The following is an 18093-nucleotide window of genomic DNA, read 5'->3' as shown; positions in this document are numbered from 1 at the left end:
GCGTGCTATTATGCGTAATGACAATAATTACAACAGATAATAACAAAATTTTTCAACTCAAATGCAAAGTAAAGGTGCTATTAAATTACTCGCAGTCCTTTTGGCGCTTGCGTGTGTTTACCAGCTCTCCTTCACGTTCAAGACGCGGAGCGTAGAGAAGAAGGCGTCGGAGTACGCCGCACAGTTCCCCCTCGACCAGCAGGGCGAGGCCGAACAGCATTACCTCGATTCGGTTCAGAATCTGGGTGTTTATAACCTCGGGTTCAAGAAGTTCACCTACAAGGAGTGCAAGGAGAAGGAACTGAACCTGGGTCTCGACCTCAAGGGCGGTATGAACGTCATGCTGGAGGTGCAGGTCGAGGATGTCGTCAAGGCGCTCGCCGGCGACAGCCAGCACGATCCCGCCTTCGTCGGCGCCATCGCCGAGGCCAACGCGGCCCTGAAGGACGGCACCTCGAAAGACTATATTTCCGACTTCGTGAAGGCCTACCAGCGCCTTTCGAACGGCGGTTCGCTGGCTGCGATCTTCGTCAGCCCCGACCGCAAGGACATCACGCTCGAAAGCTCCGATGCCGACGTCGAGAAAATCCTCAAGAAGGAAACCGATGCCGCCATCGCCGCTTCGTTCAACGTCCTGCGCAGCCGTATCGACCATTTCGGCGTTACGCAGCCCAACATCATGCGTCTGCCCAACTCGCACCGCATCCTGGTCGAGCTGCCGGGCGTGAAGGAGCCGCAGCGTGTGCGCGACCTGTTGCAGGGTACCGCGTCGCTCGAATTCTGGCTGACCTACGATGCCCGCGAGGTGCTTCCCGCACTGGCAGCCGCCGATAAGCTCGTCAAGGCCGAGCTGGCTGAGCTCCCCGCCGCCACGCAGCCCGAGACCGCATCGGCCGAAGCCGAGGCCGTCGGTGAGCAGACCGCTTCCGGCGACGCCGCAGGTCTGATCGCCGAGATCGGCGCCGATTCCGTTGCCGCTGCCGGGCAGGTGGAGGCAGGCCGCTACGACCGTACGCAGAACCCGCTGCTGGCCGTGCTCGACCCTAGTTATGCGGGTGGGGCCGCCATCGGTGCCGCCTATAAGGCCGACATGGCTGCCGTCAACGAATACCTGGCGAACCCTGCGGTGCGCGAGCTCTTCCCGGCCGACATCGACTTCAAGTGGGGTGTCAAGGGCGACGATAAGATCGACGGCCGCTACTACCTTTATGCCATCAAGGTTTCCACGCCCGACGGCAAGGCTCCGCTGGACGGGTCGGTCGTGACGAGCGCCACGGAGCAGTACGCCCAGCGCGGCGCTACGGCCGAGGTGTCGATGACCATGAACGGCGAGGGTACGCAGGAGTGGGCGCGTCTGACGGGCGAGAACATCGGCAAATGCATCGCCATCGTCCTCGACGGGTACGTATATTCCGCACCCCGCGTGAACACCAAGATCGACAAGGGTTCCTCGCAGATCACGGGCGACTTCACGATTCAGGAGGCGAAAGACCTTGCCAACGTACTCAACTCGGGTAAGGTTCCCGCTCCGGCCAAGATCATTCAGGATACCGTCGTGGGCCCCTCGCTGGGTCAGGAGTCGATCAACGCGGGTATGCTCTCGTTCGTGATCGCCTTCATCCTCGTGCTGCTCTACATGGGCCTGTTCTACAAGACCGCAGGCTGGATGTCCGACGTCGCCCTGCTGACCAACGTCTTCCTGCTGATGGGCGTCTTGGTGTCGTTCGGCGCCGTGCTGACGCTGCCGGGTATCGCGGGTATCGTCCTGACGATGGGTATGGCCGTCGATGCCAACGTCATCATCTACGAACGTATCAAGGAGGAGCTGCGCGGCGGCAAGGGGCTCTCGCTGGCCATCAAGGACGGTTTCTCGAAAGCCTACTCGGCCATCATCGACGGTAACCTGACGACCATCATCACCGGTATCGTGCTCTTCATCTTCGGTAACGGCCCCGTACAGGGCTTCGCCACGACCCTTATCATCGGTATCATCACTTCGTTCTTCAGCGCCGTGTTCATTACGCGCCTGCTGATCGAGTGGATCGTCGCCAGGTGGGGACATATCTCCTTCTCGCGCAAGTGGTCGGAGAACTTCCTGAACAACACGCATTTCGATTTCATCCGCGTGCGCAAGGTGGGTTATACGATCGCCGTGGTGCTGATCGCCCTTTCGTGCATCTCGTTCGTGGCCCGCGGCCTGAACCTCGGTGCCGAGTTCACCGGCGGCCGTGCCTATGTGATCCGCTTCGACAAGGCCGTTTCGGCCGAGGAGGTGCGCCAGAACCTGGGCGAGGCGTTCTCGCAGCACGCCGGTGCCGACGCTTCGGCGATCAGCTTCGAGGTGAAGCAGTACGGCAACGAGAACCAGATGCGCATCGTGACGCAGTACCGCTACGACGACACGTCGGACGAGGCTACCGCCGAAGTGGAGCAGATCATCTTCGACGCCCTGAAGCCGCTCTATTCGTACGACATCTCCTTCGAGCAGTTCCGTAATACCCAGACCGACGTCAACGGTATCCTCACTGCCGACAAGATCGGCCCTTCGATCGCCAAGGACATGACCTGGAACGCCATCTACTCGGTGTTGTTCTCGCTCATCGCCATCGGCCTCTACATCACGTTCCGCTTCAAGCGCTGGCAGTGGGCATCGGGCGCCACGCTCGCACTGGCCGTCAACGCGCTGTTCATCATCGGCCTCTTCTCGATGCTCTACGGTTTCGTGCCCTTCAACCTGGAGGTCAACCAGGCGTTCATCGCCGCGATCCTTACGATCATCGGCTATGCCATCAACGATACGGTGGTCGTCTTCGACCGTATCCGCGAGTACCTGGGCCTCTATCCCAAGCGCAATCTCAAGGATAACGTGAACAACGCCATCAACTCGACGCTGTCGCGTACGATCAACACCTCGGGTACGACGCTCGTGACGCTGCTCGCCATCTTCTTCTTCGGCGGCGAGACCATCCGCGGCTTCATCTTCGCCCTGACGGTCGGCGTCATCGTGGGTACTGTGGCTACGATTTTCATCGCTACGCCGGTCGCTTACGACCTGATGGCCAAGCGTGCCAAGATCGACAAGGAGTAATACACCTATTTCTTATACGTAAATAAAATGGATTGCACGGTTGGTGCAGTCCATTTTATTTTTAACTTTGCGTCATGGAACTCCAACGTGCAATAGATAGTTTGCTGAAGTGGATGCACCGCTATGTCTCGCCGGTCTTTTTGGCGCTGCTCATGGCGTCGTTCATCCTGTGGTATATCGCCAAACTGAGTTATATCTACACCACCGAACAGAAGGTGCGTGTGGATGTCGACGGGCAGGTTTTCGATGTGACGTGTACCGTCGAGGGGGTCGGTACCAACCTGTTCGGTTACCAGGTCTACATGAACAAGACGCTGCGCATCCCGCTCTCGGCGCTCAAGTACAAGCGCTCGCGCGAGGAGGGGCACGAGGGGCGGATCATCATCGATCCGCAGTCGTTGCAGAATGCGATTTCCGTGAAATTCAGCGATATTAAGATAACCTCTATCGACGCGGTTCCCGAGATAGATTTTCCCGACGGACAGGAATGATGAAAGTAGGAGTTACGGGCGGCATCGGCAGCGGCAAGAGCACTGTCTGCCGCCTTTTTGCACAGAAGGGCATTGCGGTTTACGATTCGGACGCTGCGGCCAAAAGGCTGATGCAGGAGGATGGGGCGCTGCGGCGGCAGCTTGCCGGTCGCTTCGGCGAGGGGACTTTCCGCGACGGGCAGCTCGACCGGGCTTACCTCGCGGGCATCGTCTTTGCCGACCCGCAGGCGCTGGCTGACCTCAATGCATTGGTGCATCCGGTCGTTATGCGTGATTTCGATGCCTGGGCGGCGCGGCAGGAGGGTAGCTACGTGATCCTCGAAAGCGCCATCCTGTTCGAAGCCGGGCTCGAGGGCAGTGTCGACAAGACGGTCGCCGTCCTCGCGCCGCGCGAACTGCGCATCGAGCGCACCTGCCGCCGCGACGGGTGCGGGGCCGACCAGGTCGTGCGCCGCATCGCCGCTCAGCTCGACGATGATGCGCTGAGCGCCCGCGCAGACTATGTGGTGGTCAATATCTTCGAGGAAGACCTCGAACCCGCAGTTGTTAAACTCGACCGGATTTTCAGCCATGGCAGCAAATAACCCCTTGTTCGATTTCTCACAGCCCCGGGTGATGGCGATCCTGAACGTCACCCCCGACTCGTTTTTCGCCGGCAGCCGTATGCCCGATGCGCCGCATGTCGAGCGCCGCGTGCGCGAGGCCGTAGCCGAAGGGGCGTCGATCATCGACGTCGGCGGCTACTCGTCGCGTCCCGGGGCGGACGAAGTATCCCCCGGGGAGGAGTGGCGGCGCGTGGAGCTGGGCGTGGAGGCCGTGCGGCGGCTGGCTCCCGGCATGGCCGTTTCGGTCGATACGTTCCGCAGCGAGGTCGCTGCCCGGGCGATCGAAAGGTTCGGCCCCCTGATCATCAACGACATTTCTGCCGGGGAACTCGACCCCGCCATGCCTGCCGTCGCGGCGAAATACGGGGTGCCCTACATCGCCATGCACATGAAGGGCGACCCTAAGACCATGCAGTCGCTCACGGACTACAAACGCGACATCACGGCCGAGGTCGTCGCCTATTTCGAGGCCAGGGTTGCCGCGTTGCTCGCCGCCGGGATCGCACGCGAGCATCTCGTCCTCGACCCCGGTTTCGGCTTCGCCAAGACCACGGAACAGAATTATGAACTGCTCGCCGGGCTTCACCGCCTCTGTGCGCTGGGCTATCCCGTACTGGCGGGGCTCTCGCGCAAGTCGATGATCTACCGTGTGCTCGGCGTCACCCCTGCCCAGTCCCTTGCGGGTACCGTAGCCCTGGGGTGGGAGTGCCTGCGCCAGGGCGCCGCGATCCTGCGCGTCCACGACGTGCGGGAAGCCGTCGATACGGTGAGGATCTTCAACGCATACGTACAAAACAGCGGAGAGATATGCCAAATGAAAAAATAACGGGGAATCCGGCGGAGAAGCCTGCGGAAAAGGTGTCGGAAAACGGGGTGGAAAAACCTGCCGGGCGTCGTGACGGACGACGGGGAAGGCCGCAGGGCGGACAGCAAAACCGATCGCAGCAGGGCGCACAGCGGGACAAGCAGCATGATAGCCCGCAGAACAAGCCGCAGGCCGAAACGCAAAGCGGGCCGGGCAGGCAGTCCGAGGTGCGGGAGTGTCCGGGCGGCGAGCACCGCGGCGCAAGGCAATCCGCGTCCCGGGGCGGACGATCCGGTGAACGCCAAAACCTCCGCACGGCAGACAGCCGTAGCGGGAATTACGGCCGCTCCGGGAGTTCCCGTCCGGCGGACGGGACGGCGGTCGGGAAGCCCGCTTTCAACTGGACATGGCGCGACTATGCGCTGCAACTCTCGGTGGTCATCATCGGCATCGTCGTTACGTTCGCCGGCTCGGGTCTGATCGAACGCTGGCGCGTGGCGCGCGAGGTGCGTGCGACAATGCTGCTGGTACATGCCGAACTGGAAACCAACCGCGCGGATTTCATGCAGGTCTGGGACTATCAGCAATGGGAGATGCGTGCCTGCAAGCGCTTGACGGACAACCGCCGCGACCTGAAACGGATACCGTCCGATACGCTGGCCTCTTTCGATCCGGTTTACGGGCGGATCCATTTCTTCCATCCGCGCAGGGATGCTTTCGAGGTGCTGAAGAATTCCGGCCTGATGTCCTCGGTGTCCGACAAGGACTTCCTGCTGGCCGTCACGCAGGGATACGCCGTGCTGGCCGATTTGGAGGAGAATATCTCGATGTACTACCAGTTAAAACTCACTGCCCAGAACGACATGTCCAAGGACTTCAGCGAGAAACAGCGGGAGCGTTTCTATACCGGGGACATGTACGAGCGGTGGGAGTGTATTTTCTCCGTGCCGTGTTTTGCCGAATTCATGCTGACAGCGCCCTATTATTTCCCGGAGGGATATATCGAAGGATTGTTGGCGGACGTCGATCGGTCGATACGGGCGATCGAAGCGAAATACAAACTGGATAAAAAAACGACCGATGATTAAAGTTACCGATATACACAAGCGCTTCGGCGACCTCGAAGTGCTGAAAGGCGTTTCTCTCGACGTCGCCCGGGGCGAGGTCGTTTCGATCGTCGGTGCCAGCGGCGCCGGCAAGACCACGCTGTTGCAGATCGTGGGTACGCTTTCGCGGCCCGACGGCGGACGGGTCGAAATCGACGGGCAGGATGTTTTTTCGCTGGGCGATAAGACGTTGTCCCGATTCCGCAACGGACGCATCGGTTTCGTGTTCCAGTTCCACCACCTGCTGCCCGAGTTCACGGCCTTCGAGAACGTCTGCATCCCGGGACTGATCGGCAAGCACCCCCGTGCGGAGGTCGAAGGCCGCGCCGCGGAGCTGCTGGAAATGATGGGTCTCGCCGGGCGCCGCGACCATAAGCCCGGCCAGCTTTCCGGCGGCGAGCAGCAGCGCGTGGCCATCGCCCGGGCCCTGATCAATTCCCCCGCCGTGCTGCTGGCCGACGAACCCTCGGGCAACCTCGATACGCACAACCGCGACGAGATACACCGTCTTTTTTTCGAGCTGCGCGACCGGCTGGGGCAGACCATCGTGATCGTGACCCACGACGAACACCTCGCCGCCATGGCCGACCGCCGCATCACGATGTCCGACGGCCGGATTCTGTAAGGCTGCGCCCGGTGGGCGGTTCGCGGCGCCGTACGGGTTCCCCGGGTGCCCTGCCGTCTGACATCGCTTCCGGTATCCGGCGGCTTTCCCGGCGTGGCGGGGCTGCTTCGGGCTGTTTTCGTAGCCGTTCGGGGTTGCGGATCATTGCATAAATACAGTTGTATTATGGATACAGAACTCAGGGAGCTGCTCGAACGGCTCCACGACAAATACAACCGTCCCGAGTTTATCGAGTGCGACCCGATTTCGGTGCCGCACCGCTATGCGGGGCGTGCCGACCGGGAGATCGCGGGATTTTTCGCCGCCACGATCGCCTGGGGCAACCGCAAGGCGATCGTGGCGAACGGCCACCGGATGATGCGCTGCATGGACGACGCTCCGGCGGATTTCGTGCGTAACGCCTCGGAGAAGGAGCTGGCATCGCTTTCGTCCTATGCCCACCGCACGTTCAACGGCGGCGACCTGCGTGACTTCGTGCTGGCACTGCGCCGTATGGAGGAGCTTCACGGCGGCATCGGGAATTTCTTCGAGACCCGTTACGAGGCGACGCGGAGCATCCCGGCGGTCTTTGCCGAATTCCGGCGCGAGTTTTTCAGCTGCGGCCATGCCCCGCGTTGCGAAAAACATCTTTCGTCCATCGAGAAGGGCGCCGCCTGCAAACGGCTCTGCATGTACCTGCGCTGGATGGTGCGCAGCGACGGGCGGGGTGTGGATTTCGGCGAGTGGACGCGCATCCCGATGTCGGCGCTCTATATCCCGCTCGACGTCCATACAGGCAATATGTCCCGTGCGCTGGGGCTGCTCACACGCCGCCAGAACGACTGGCGTGCCGTCGAGCAGACCACCGCTTCGCTCCGCATGTTCGATCCCGCCGACCCTGTGCGTTACGATTTCTCGCTCTTCGGAGCGGGTATCGACGGTTACCTCAAAGCATAGAGACGATGTTCCGCTTCAAACAATTCGCCATACGCCAGGATCGCTGCCCGATGAAGGTCGGGACGGACGGCGTGCTGCTGGGCGCCTGGGTCTCGGTGCGTCCGTCGGACAGGCGCATCCTCGATATCGGTACCGGTACGGGGCTTATCGCACTGATGATGGCACAACGTGTCCCCGGGGCCCGGATCACGGGTGTCGACGTGGAAGACATTTCGCAGGCGCGCGAGAATGCCGATGCCTCGCCGTGGGGCGGCAGGGTAGCGTTCGTGCAATGCCCCGTCCAGGAGTTCGCGCCTCAGGAGCGGTTCGATCTGGTCGTCTCCAACCCGCCGTTCTTTGTCGGTTCGCTCACCTGTCCCGACGCGGGGCGTACTACGGCCCGCCATGCCGTGCGGCTGCCGTTCGGCGACCTGCGCGACGCCGTCGTGCGTCTGCTTTCCGACGACGGGCACTTCGCCGTGGTCTTGCCTGCGGACGAGGCCGTCCGTTTCATCGGCATCTGCCGGAACGTGTTGCTCCCGGTGCGCCGTACCGACGTGCGCACGACGCCCCGCCGCGCGGCCAAACGGGTACTGCTCGAATTCGTCCGTACGCCTTCCGGCGACGTTTTTCCGCCCGCCGCCGCTTCGCCTCCCTCTGGTTTTTCCGCCGCGGGTTCCGGCCTTCGTTCCGATGACCCGGCGGCCCTGTCGGATGCCGTCCCCCTCTTTTCTGTGCCTTCCGCCCCGGCCCCCGATCGCACCGAGCTGGTTATCGGCACGGGTGTGCACGAGCAGTATACCCCCGAATACCGCGCCCTGACGCGCGATTTTTACCTGAAATTTTGATAGCACGGCAAAATAAGTTACATTTGCGTTAGCGATTAAAAAATTCGAACCCATGAAACTCAGACTTCTGGCGCTCGCCCTCGTCGTATGCGGCGGCGCCGCGGCGCAAAACCCATACATAGCCCTGCAAGGGGCCGACGAAACATCCGGCGGCATCGTCGTGTCGCAGCCCCGCACGGTGCTGGCTGTCGACGTCACGGCCGAACGCGACGTGACCTTCAGCGGCCCCTATGCGCGCTATGCGCAGAAATTCCTCGGCGTCCGCGCCCCGCTGACCGACAAGATATCCTGGGCTGTTACCGGGGCTTCGGTCGCCCTGCTCGACCCCAAGGCGTGCCTCGACGCGCCCGCCCCGGCCCAGCCTTCGCGCACGGTGATGTCCCATGCCACGTCCGAGGACGAATTTTCGCGCCTCCAGGCCGACAAGAACGACATGGCGGTGCTGGCGTTGGAAGACGCCGCCCGCGAAGCCGCCAACACGATCTTTTCGCTTCGCAGGCACCGTATCGAGCTCATCACGGGCGAAGCCGGCGAAAATGTCTTCGGCGAAGGGCTGAAAGCCGCCCTGGCCGAGATCGAACGCCTCGAACAGAGCTATCTGGAGCTCTTCCTGGGCAAGCGTGTCGTCACCACCGAGACCCGCCGCTATGTGGTCTATCCGCAATCCGACAAGAAGCAGTATATCGTCTGCCGTTTCAGCGCCGCCGCCGGGCTGCTCCCCGAGAGCGACCTTTCGGGCGACATGGTGCTGCTGCAGATCGAACCCTCGGGCAATACGGCTACCGCCGTCGAGGCTTCGGCCAAGGAGTCCAATACCGTGACCTGCCGTGTGGCCGACCCGTCGGTCTGCACGGTCATCGCGGGCGGACGCGAGTATGCCCGCGCGGTGCTTCCGCTGTTCGAGTTCGGCCGTACGATCAACGTCGCGCTTCCCCGCCGCAAATAGCTTTTACCGATGGATTATACGTCGCGTATGGTGGCGCTGCTCAGGGAGTTGCGCCGCGAGCGTAACGGTGCCGTAGCCGATGCGATGCGCTATTACGGTGCGCCCTACGGCCTGAATTACGGGGTGAGCCTGCCCACATTGCGCCGGATAGCGCGTGCGGAGGCGCCCGACCACGCTTTCGCCCGTTACCTCTACCGGCAGGATGTCCGCGAACTGCGCCTTGCGGCGCTGCATATTGCATGTCCGGCGAGCCTTACGCCGGAGGAGTTCCCCGCATGGGCCGCCGGCATCGTCAATTCCGAAATCGCCGAGGAAGCCGCTTTTGCCCTGCTGAGCCGAGCCGAGGCGTTCCCCGCGCTGTTCTCGGCGTGGATCGCCTCGCCCGATGCGTTGTTGCAGTATGCCGCCCTGCTCGCCGCCGCGCGCAGTCCCCGCCTTACGGCCTCATGGGTTGCTCCGGCCGTCGAAGCCGTGCACCGCAATGCAACGGCCGAGGCGATGACCGAAGCGACCGCCGCCGCAATTTCCGCCGCTACGGATACCTCTGTTGCACCGGGTGCCTTTGTCTCTGATACGTCTGTTACGGAGGCCTCTTCTCCGGAAGTTACCACGCTTGCTCCCGGCGATTCTTCCGTTGGCGACACCCCTTCCGCTGCAACTGCCTCAGCAGCCGCAGGCGTTTCTCCGGCCGCAGCCCTGCATGTCGCCTCCCCGTGTACCGCCGGGCAGCAGGTTTCCTGCCGGCCTCGGGCACTGCATCCCGTCCCCGCCGCCCGCCTTACGGCCCAGGGTGCGGTGGCGCTGCTCGCGGCCGTCGCGGCGCAAAACGAGGAGAACCGGCAGGCGGTACTCCGCGCAGCCGGTTCTCTGGGTAAGCTCCCTACCGAAGACTACGTCCACGAGGAGCTCGCCTGGCGTCTGGAGGCATAGGCCTCCCTTTCTCTCGTTGTTTTTTTCGCGCGGGTGTTCATCGCTGTGCCACATGTTCGCGCTTTTCCAGCTCCCGCAGCACGTTTACCAGGTGGTCGTAACTCGCAAGTCCGCTCTCGCGCCACAGCACTTCGCCCCGGCGGAAGAACATGAGCGTCGGTACCGACATGATGTTGTAGCGGTGCACTGCGTCCAGCATTCCGCGGTCGTCGATATCCACCTTGTATACATCCACGCGGCCGTTCATCTCCCGCTGGAACTTGTCGATGGCGGGGTGCATCATCTGGCATGGCCCGCACCATGTGGCGAAAAAGTCCACGAACGTCAGCGCGTCCCGCCAGATGATCTTGTCAAAATCCGTTGTTGTCATTCTATCTTCCTTTTTTAGTTCATCTCCGCCCATGTGACCCCGGCGTAAGCTTTATCCGCCAACTCCTTTTCCGCATAGCTGATCGTGCGGCGCAGCCCTTCTGCGAGCGGTGTCCGGGGCACCCAGCCCAGCTCCCTGCGTGCTGCCGAGATGTCGGGTGCACGTCGCCTTGCGTCGTCGGCCCGTGCCGCCGTGTGTACGATTCGCGAGCGGCTCCCGGTCAGCGCGACGATCTTCTCCGCCAGCGCCCGGATGGAGATTTCATGGTTGCTGCCCAGGTTCACCGTGCGCACCGCCCCGGCCGACGGCGGTGTCTCCATCAGCCTGACGAGCCCGTCCACTATATCTTCGACCCAGCAGAACGTGCGCAACTGTTCTCCGCTGCCGTTGACGACGATATCGCGGTTCTGCAAGGCCGCCACGACCATCTTTATCACCACGCGCTGATCCATCGGGTCGGCGCCGCTGCCGTAGGTGTTGAATATGCGGGCAATGCGCGTGTCGACGTCGTATTCGCTGTGGTATGCCCTGTGCAGTGCCTCGGCGGCGCGCTTGCCTTCGCAGAGGATGTAGTGCGTCGAGCAGCAGTTGCCCGGTTCGCTCGCCGGGTCGCGCTGCCCGATGCCGTAGATGTTTCCCGCCGAGGCGAAGACCACCCGCGCATGTTCGGTGCGTGCTGTGTCGAGCGCGTTTATGGCGCCCAGCACGCTCACGCGGAGCGTCTCCACCGGGAGCGCCTTGTTGTAGCGCACGCGCGACGGCGACGCGAGGTTGTATATCTCGTCGCAGCGGATACTGAACCCGTTGATGATATTGTGGTGTACATACCGGAACAGGGGGTGCTGCAATACGCCCCGCAGCAGGGGCGAGTTGACCGCATCGCGGATATCGACGCAGAAAACCTCGTGCCCTTCCTCCAGAAGGCGCAGGCAGAGGTGCGTGCCGATAAAACCCACCCCGCCGAGAACGACTATTCGTTTTTGCATCTCTTACTCCTTTTTACGGGTGTAAGAGCAAAATCTATTCCACAAAAAGCGCCCGTGGCAGTTGGTCTACGCTGTTTATCGTCACGACCTCGATCCCCTTGGGGCGTTTGGCGCCCTTGCCCAGATACCCCGATACGACGATGCGTTTGAATCCCAGGCGCGCGGCCTCGCTGATGCGCTGCTCGGTGCGGGGCGCCGGGCGCACTTCGCCCGAAAGCCCGATTTCGCCCGCGCAGCAGACCCCCTCGGCGACGGGGCGGTCGTAGTACGACGAGATCACCGCCGCGACCACTGCCAGGTCTAATCCCGGGTCGGCGACCTTGAACCCGCCGGCGAAATTCAGGAAGACGTCCTTCTGGAACATCTTCATTCCCACGCGTTTTTCCAGCACGGCCAGCAGCATGTTCATGCGCTTGGTGTCGTAGCCCGTCGTCGAACGCTGGGGCGTACCGTATGCCGCGCCGCTCACCAGTGCCTGCACCTCGATCAGGTAGGGGCGCACGCCGTCGGCCGAAGCGCCCACGGCGATGCCGCTCAGCGGCTCCTCGTAGTGCGTCAGCAGGATCTCGGACGGGTTGTCCACGCTCCGCAGGCCGCTGTCCAGCATCTCGAACACCCCGATTTCGAACGTCGCGCCGAAACGGTTCTTTATGCCGCGCAGGATGCGGTAGATATTGTTGCTGTCGCCTTCGAATTGCAGGACGACGTCGACGATGTGTTCCAGGATCTTGGGCCCGGCGATGCTTCCGTCCTTGGTGATGTGGCCGATGATGAAGATCGACGTCCCGGTCGACTTGGCATACTTGAGCAGCGTCGCGGCGCATTCGCGTATCTGCGACACGCTTCCCGCCGACGAGTCCAGCAGGTCGGTATAGATGGTCTGTATCGAGTCGATCACCACCAGGTCGGGTCTGTGTTCGCCGATCTGCCTGACGATATTTTCGAGCAGCGTCTCGGGATAGATCAGGCATTCGTCGTTGCCGATTCCGATCCTCCCCGCGCGCATCTTGATCTGCTCGGCCGACTCCTCGCCCGAGACATAGAGCGTTTTCAGCCCGTTCGCCGCCAGTGCGATCTGCAGCGAGAGGGTCGACTTGCCGATGCCCGGCTCCCCGCCCACGAGGATCAGCGACCCCGGCACCATCCCGCCGCCCAGCACACGGTTCACTTCGCTGTTGCCCACGTCTATGCGGCGGTGTTCGCTTTCGCGGATGTCGCCTACGCGCTGGGGCTTCGCCGCGGGCAGCGGCCCAGCGACGGTGGCCGCCACGGAACCGCTTTCGCGGGCTATGATCTCCTCCGTAAAGGTGTTCCACTCGCCGCACGAGGGGCAGCGCCCCAGCCATTTGGGGGCTTCGAACCCGCAGTTCTTGCAGAAAAAGGCCTTTTTGACTTTTGCCATCGGTGTGTTGTCGGTTTGTAAAGGGTCTTCGCAGCTCTTAGAAGGGGTGCGTCGTGTATTCCAGCCTTTCGACCTTCGTGATGCCGGCCGTGGGGTAGAGCGCCTGGTATTTGGCCGTGAGGTCTACGGTCAGCAGCGTGAGGCTCTTGCCCTCCTCCGAATAGTAGGAAACCGCATAGGTGTAGTCGGCGTCCTCGTAGAAGAACCGCAGCTGGTCGGGTTTGTCGGGTTCCTTGTTGAACGACCCGGTGATCGGCGCGGCGTCCGGCGCGGGTGTGATGTAGAGCCATCCGCTGTTGTGGTAGAGGAATTCGAGCACGTAACCGCCCCCGGCCTGCACCGGGGCTTCGGCCAGCACGTCCGCGCGTATGGCCTCGATTATCGGGTCGGGTTCAGGCTCAGGCTCAGGTTCGGGTTCGGGTTCCGGCTCGGGCTCGTCTTCGGCCGTTGCCGTTGCTGCTGCGCCGAGCGTGACGGTGGCTTCGACCCGGCTCACCGGATAGCTTGTCGTGTAGTACGGTTCCGATTTCTCCCCGCAGGCCGCGAGTGCCGCCGCGAGGATCAGTATGGCTATGTATCTTATGGCTTTCATCCTTCCGGTATTTGTCAAAGTCCCAGTTCCTGGTCTATCAGCACGACCAGCACGCGCCCTGCGGGCCAGCACCGCAGCATCTCCATACGCGTGTTGCACACGCGGTCGGGCGAGTTGCAGTCCGAGCATACGCCCGTCCGGGCGCACGGCGTGCGGAATCCCGGGTGCCGTGCGACGTTTTGCGGTGCGGCGATCGTGCGGATACGCTCCTCGGCCTCGGCGCGGTCGGCGACGATCTTGTTGCGTCCGGCCACGATGACCACCTTGCGGGGCCCGAACGCCACCGGGGCGATGCGGTTGCCCACCTTGTCGAGCCAGTGGAGCGAGCCTTCCATGCTGATGGCGTTGACCCCCGTGATGAAGAGGTCGGACATCAGCGCCTGCCGGCGTATCTCCAACCGTTCGGGATAGCTCATCGCGGGGTCGAACCCGTCGAGCAGCTTCCAGCGTCCGTCGCCGCGCAGCCACCCGACGATGCCCGTGGCGTGCATCGTTTCCGAGTCGCCGAACGATACTATTTCCGGCCGTTCCCGCTCCGCGATGGCTTTCAGCACCGCGAACGCCTCGGTGATGTCCTTCACCGTTTCAACCTCAAAATGGTGTCGCCGTAATGCTTCGGCGCAGTTTGCCAGTTTCATCTGTTTCGAATTGTCCGCCCCCGAGGAATCCCTCAGGGCTATAATTAAGGTACGAAATTATAAGGTAAATCGCCGCCCCGAGTGCCAGGATTACCACGATCCATCCGATGACTCGCTTTCTGCGTCGTTCCCGGCGGGTCTCTTCCCGGATTTCGGCTTTGACGCGTTCGACCGTTTCGGGCGGGAGTTCTTCCCGACGCGTCGGATGACCGGCCCTGTCCCTGCCCAGCAGGTCGAGCATCTTCTCTTTCTTGCTGCGGGGCTGCCGTTCGCGGCGGTTGGCCGCGAGCCGTTGTACCATGTCCTGTACATGCCCCAGCAACATATGCCTACTTGATAAAGAACCTGTATATGTCGTTTCCGTTGGCGTACAGCAGCAGGAACAGGATGATGACCAGCCCGACGTACTGCGCGCCTTCCAGCACCTTGTCGCTCACCTTGCGTCCCGTGACCATCTCCCAGAACGTGAAGATCGCATGCCCGCCGTCCAGGCCCGGTATGGGCAGGATGTTCATCACCGCGAGGATGATCGACAGGAACGCCGTCTTCAACCAGAAATCCTCCCAGTTCCAGTCCCCGGGGAAAATACTGCCGATGGCGATGAACCCGCCCAGCTCCTCGTACATCTTGGTCTTGGGCTGCACGATCATCTTCAACTGTTCCCAGTAGGACGAAATGACTTTCCCGGCCTTTTCGATGCCTGCCGGGATCGACTGCCAGAAGGTGTACTCCTGTGTGCGCAGCGTATAGGGATTGCGTGCTATCACGCCCAGCTTGCCCTCGTCGGACACCGGGACGGCGATCTGCAGCAGCATGTCGCCTTCGCGCTTCACCGTCAGGGTCACCTCCCCGCCCGCCCGGGTCTTGAGGTATTGCTGGTAGCCGGAGTATTCCAGCCCCCGTGCGTCGTCGATGGCCACGATCTCGTCGCCGCGCCTGAGCGCCGCCGCCGATTCGTACACCGCACTGTCGATCAGGAACGGCACACGCAGCGTAAAGAGATCTTCGTAACCTTTGGCCTGGCGCATCTCGATCAGCTCGTCCAGCGGCAACGTCAGCTCCACGTGCTTCCCGCCGCGCTCGACGACGACCTTCCGCTCGCCTTCGGTGATGAGCAGCGAATTGAGTATCTTGTTGATGTCGCCGACCGGTTCGCCGTCGATGGTCACGAATTTGTCGCCGTCCTCGAAGCCGAGCTTGTGCCCCGCCTCGTTGAAGTTGTAACCCCATTTGGCGTCCTCGTTCGAGAAGTAGTTGTCGCCCCACACGTAGCAGACGCCGCAGTAGATGACGATCGCCAGCAGGACGTTCATCACCACGCCCGCGATCATCACCAGAAAACGCTGCCATGCGGGTTTGGTGCGGAATTCGTCGGGCTTGGGGGGCTGTTTCATCTGCTCCTTGTCCATCGACTCGTCGATCATGCCGGCGATCTTGCAGTATCCGCCCAGCGGCAGCCAGCCCAGCCCGTACTCGGTGTCGCCGCGCTTGAACTTGAAGATCGAAAACCACGGGTCGAAGAAGATATAGAACTTGTCGACGCGGATCCTGAAAACCCGCGCCATGAGGAAGTGCCCCAATTCGTGGATGCCCACCAGGATGGTGAAGCAGAGGAAAAACTGAATGATCTTGATGATTATATCCATGTCTGTCTTTTGGTTACAACGCTAAGTATTCCGCGGCCAGCCGCCGGGCCTCGTCGTTCGCCTCGGCGTAGTCCCCGAGGGTGGGGGCGGCGGCGAACGAGGCGCGCCCCAGGGCGTACTCGATGGCACGCACGATATCCAGCCATGCGCACTTGCGGCCGAGGAACGCCGCGACGGCCACCTCGTTGGCGCCGTTCATCGTGCAGGCCGCCGTGCCGCGGCGGCGCAGGCACTCGCAGGCGATCTCCAGCGCCGGGTATTTCGCCCGGTCGACCCCGGCGAATGTCAGCTGCGGGTGCGCCATGAAATCGAACCGCTCGCCGGGGCGGGTCGCCCGCCGGGGGTACATCAGCGCGAAACTGATCGGCATACGCATGTCGGGCGTGCCCAGCTGCGCCTTGATCGCCCCGTCCTCGAACTCCACCATCGAGTGTACGATCGACTGCGGGTGCAGCAGCACCGTTATTTTCTCCACCGGGGTGCCGAACAGCCAGTGTGCCTCGATCACCTCGAAGCCTTTGTTCACCAGCGTCGACGAGTCTATCGTGATCTTTGCGCCCATCTCCCACTGGGGGTGGCGCAGCGCCTGTTCCACGGTCACGTCGGCCAGTTTTTCGCACGGCAGGTCGCGGAATGCGCCGCCGCTGCACGTGATGATGAGCCGCCGTATGGGCGACTGCTCGCCCACCAGGCACTGGAAGATGGCCGAATGTTCCGAGTCGATCGGCAGGATCGGGGCACGCTTTTCGGCCGCCAGCCGCATTACGTATTCGCCGCCCACCACGAGCGACTCCTTGTTGGCCAGCGCCAGTTTCTTTCCGGCGCCGAGCGCCGCCACCGTCGGCGCCAGCCCGGCGTAGCCTACCAGCGCGTTGACCACCACGTCCGTATCGCCGCCCGCCGCGACCTGGGCCACGGCATCCTCTCCGGCGTAAACCTTTACGTCGGTGCCGGCCAGCGCATCGCGCAGCTGCCCGTAATAGCGTTCGTCGGCGATGACCGCCGTGTCCGCGTCGAATTCCCGTGCCTGTGCCGCGAGCCGCTGCCAGTTGCGGTTGGCCGTCAGCACGCGCACTTCGAACAGGGAGGGGTTCTCACGCACGATGTCGAGCGTCTGCACGCCGATCGAGCCCGTCGAACCCAGTATTGCAAGTCGTTGTTTCATGCCTGTGCGTCAGAATACGATGTACCCTTCGGGGTCTACGGGCTTGCCGTTGTTCCAGAGTTCGAATTCGAAAAGCCGCACCTCGCCCTCTTCCGCCTCGGCGTTGTAGCCGACCATCTCGCCCGCGCGGATGGTCTGCCCCGTGGTGACGAGCGACTGCGAAAGCCCCTTGTAGACCGAGAGGAGGTTGTTCGCATGCTGCAGCTCGACCATGTAGCCTGTCTCGGGCGTCCAGAGGCTCAGCACCACCGTGCCGTTGTCGATGGCCGTGATGCGGTCGCTGGCCGCCGCCGCGATGCGTACCCCGAAATTGCCGTTGCGGATGTCGAAGCGGTCGGTGATGATCCCCTCCACGGGTTTGGCCAGCTCGATCGCCTCGCGTACCGAACGCCGCGACCCGCCGCTGCGGCCGGCGATGGCGTACGGGCCGTCGCCCTCCATCTGTGCCCGCAGGAGCGAGTCCTCGGGCGAGGGCATCACCAGCACCTTGCTGGTGCGGGTGCTGTCCGACGTGGCGAGCGTGCGCGCCACGGGAGTTTTGCCCTCCATGATCAGCGCGATATGCTGGTTGTAGGTGAGCATGTCGTTCATCATGCGTTCCATCGAGTCGAGCCGGATGATGTTCTGCACGAGGCTTTCGCGCGAACGGTCTGCCTCGGTGCGGTATCCCGGCAGGAATTCCAGGATCGGGGAATAGGCCACCAGCGACAGGACGAGGATGAACAGCAGCAGCACGAACGACAGGAAGGCTGCGAAGATGCTGGCCGGCGAGAGGTGCATGTGCCACTCCTCGCTGTTGTCCGTGGCATTGAGCATGTTGAAACGGCGTTTGCGGAAAAGCCCGCGCCACCATGCCCGTATGGATTTGAAAAATCTCATCGGTTTATGACATTATGAATGCAAAGATAACCAATTTCATAGAAAACCTTTGCGGA

At 62.3% G+C, this 18093-nt stretch carries 19 protein-coding genes; 10 read left to right on the top strand and 9 right to left on the bottom strand.

All coding sequences use genetic code 11. The features are described 5' to 3' along the window. Positions 1–61 precede the first annotated feature (61 nt). The 10 genes from secDF to B3C38_RS07380 all read left to right on the top strand — a co-directional run bounded on the left by secDF (position 62) and on the right by B3C38_RS07380 (position 10359). Positions 62–3088 carry a protein translocase subunit SecDF gene (gene secDF, locus B3C38_RS07425; RefSeq protein ID WP_286726479.1) on the top strand — a complete coding sequence of 1009 codons (3027 nt, stop codon included), beginning with the start codon at positions 62–64 and terminating at the stop codon, positions 3086–3088. A gap of 74 nt (positions 3089–3162) precedes the next feature. Next, positions 3163–3579, top strand: coding sequence for a hypothetical protein (locus tag B3C38_RS07420; RefSeq protein WP_022332275.1), 417 nt, complete (start codon positions 3163–3165; stop codon positions 3577–3579). Further along, on the top strand, positions 3579–4163 hold the full coding sequence (gene coaE / locus B3C38_RS07415) for a dephospho-CoA kinase (RefSeq protein ID WP_055203152.1): 585 nt from the start codon (positions 3579–3581) through the stop codon (positions 4161–4163). The genes B3C38_RS07420 and coaE overlap by 1 nt, the downstream gene beginning before the upstream one ends. Positions 4164–4194: 31 nt before the next feature. Beyond that, positions 4195–5010, top strand: a complete 816-nt coding sequence (folP, locus tag B3C38_RS07410; protein ID WP_276791720.1) for a dihydropteroate synthase — start codon at positions 4195–4197, stop codon at positions 5008–5010. Then, positions 4992–6077 (top strand): hypothetical protein, encoded by a 1086-nt coding sequence (locus B3C38_RS07405; protein ID WP_022332272.1) that lies wholly within the window; start codon positions 4992–4994, stop codon positions 6075–6077. The genes folP and B3C38_RS07405 overlap by 19 nt, the downstream gene beginning before the upstream one ends. Continuing rightward, positions 6070–6720 carry an ABC transporter ATP-binding protein gene (locus B3C38_RS07400; protein WP_022332271.1) on the top strand — a complete coding sequence of 217 codons (651 nt, stop codon included), beginning with the start codon at positions 6070–6072 and terminating at the stop codon, positions 6718–6720. The genes B3C38_RS07405 and B3C38_RS07400 overlap by 8 nt, the downstream gene beginning before the upstream one ends. A 165-nt stretch (positions 6721–6885) precedes the next feature. After that, positions 6886–7656, top strand: coding sequence for a TIGR02757 family protein (locus B3C38_RS07395; RefSeq protein ID WP_022332270.1), 771 nt, complete (start codon positions 6886–6888; stop codon positions 7654–7656). 5 nt (positions 7657–7661) lie between these two features. Next, positions 7662–8483, top strand: coding sequence for a tRNA1(Val) (adenine(37)-N6)-methyltransferase (locus tag B3C38_RS07390; protein ID WP_022332269.1), 822 nt, complete (start codon positions 7662–7664; stop codon positions 8481–8483). Between the two features lie 52 nt (positions 8484–8535). Then, positions 8536–9429: a DUF4831 family protein gene (locus tag B3C38_RS07385; protein ID WP_286726476.1), complete on the top strand. Its 894-nt coding sequence runs from the start codon at positions 8536–8538 to the stop codon at positions 9427–9429. 9 nt (positions 9430–9438) lie between these two features. Next, on the top strand, positions 9439–10359 hold the full coding sequence (locus B3C38_RS07380) for a DNA alkylation repair protein (RefSeq protein WP_286726474.1): 921 nt from the start codon (positions 9439–9441) through the stop codon (positions 10357–10359). A 37-nt stretch (positions 10360–10396) separates the two neighbouring features. Here the strand turns inward: B3C38_RS07380 and B3C38_RS07375 are convergent, their stop codons facing one another. Genes B3C38_RS07375 through B3C38_RS07335 form a run of 9 tightly spaced genes read right to left on the bottom strand, consistent with a single transcriptional unit; the run spans position 10397 to position 18037 of the window. After that, entirely contained in the window at positions 10397–10729 is a 333-nt protein-coding gene (locus B3C38_RS07375) for a thioredoxin family protein (RefSeq protein ID WP_117508428.1), read from the bottom strand. A gap of 14 nt (positions 10730–10743) precedes the next feature. Beyond that, a complete protein-coding gene (locus tag B3C38_RS07370; protein WP_286726473.1) occupies positions 10744–11715 on the bottom strand; it encodes an NAD-dependent epimerase/dehydratase family protein in 972 nt (323 codons plus the stop codon). A gap of 34 nt (positions 11716–11749) precedes the next feature. After that, positions 11750–13117 carry a DNA repair protein RadA gene (gene radA, locus B3C38_RS07365; protein ID WP_286726471.1) on the bottom strand — a complete coding sequence of 456 codons (1368 nt, stop codon included), beginning with the start codon at positions 13115–13117 and terminating at the stop codon, positions 11750–11752. A gap of 37 nt (positions 13118–13154) precedes the next feature. Continuing rightward, on the bottom strand, positions 13155–13709 hold the full coding sequence (locus B3C38_RS07360) for a hypothetical protein (protein ID WP_286726470.1): 555 nt from the start codon (positions 13707–13709) through the stop codon (positions 13155–13157). A gap of 14 nt (positions 13710–13723) precedes the next feature. After that, positions 13724–14347, bottom strand: a complete 624-nt coding sequence (locus tag B3C38_RS07355) for a lactate utilization protein (protein ID WP_286726468.1) — start codon at positions 14345–14347, stop codon at positions 13724–13726. Further along, positions 14301–14672: a hypothetical protein gene (locus B3C38_RS07350; RefSeq protein ID WP_195622852.1), complete on the bottom strand. Its 372-nt coding sequence runs from the start codon at positions 14670–14672 to the stop codon at positions 14301–14303. The genes B3C38_RS07355 and B3C38_RS07350 overlap by 47 nt, the downstream gene beginning before the upstream one ends. A gap of 4 nt (positions 14673–14676) precedes the next feature. Beyond that, on the bottom strand, positions 14677–15993 hold the full coding sequence (gene rseP, locus B3C38_RS07345) for an RIP metalloprotease RseP (RefSeq protein WP_286726466.1): 1317 nt from the start codon (positions 15991–15993) through the stop codon (positions 14677–14679). 13 nt (positions 15994–16006) lie between these two features. After that, entirely contained in the window at positions 16007–17158 is a 1152-nt protein-coding gene (dxr, locus tag B3C38_RS07340; RefSeq protein WP_286726464.1) for a 1-deoxy-D-xylulose-5-phosphate reductoisomerase, read from the bottom strand. Between the two features lie 9 nt (positions 17159–17167). Continuing rightward, positions 17168–18037, bottom strand: a complete 870-nt coding sequence (locus tag B3C38_RS07335; RefSeq protein ID WP_055203030.1) for a murein hydrolase activator EnvC family protein — start codon at positions 18035–18037, stop codon at positions 17168–17170. Positions 18038–18093 lie beyond the last annotated feature (56 nt).

The sequence above is a fragment of the Alistipes sp. UBA1686 genome (assembly GCF_002320215.1).
GTDB classification, from domain to species: domain Bacteria; phylum Bacteroidota; class Bacteroidia; order Bacteroidales; family Rikenellaceae; genus Alistipes; species Alistipes onderdonkii.
The sequence above is the reverse complement of the archived record's forward strand: the minus strand, read 5'-3'. Positions and strand labels throughout refer to the sequence as shown.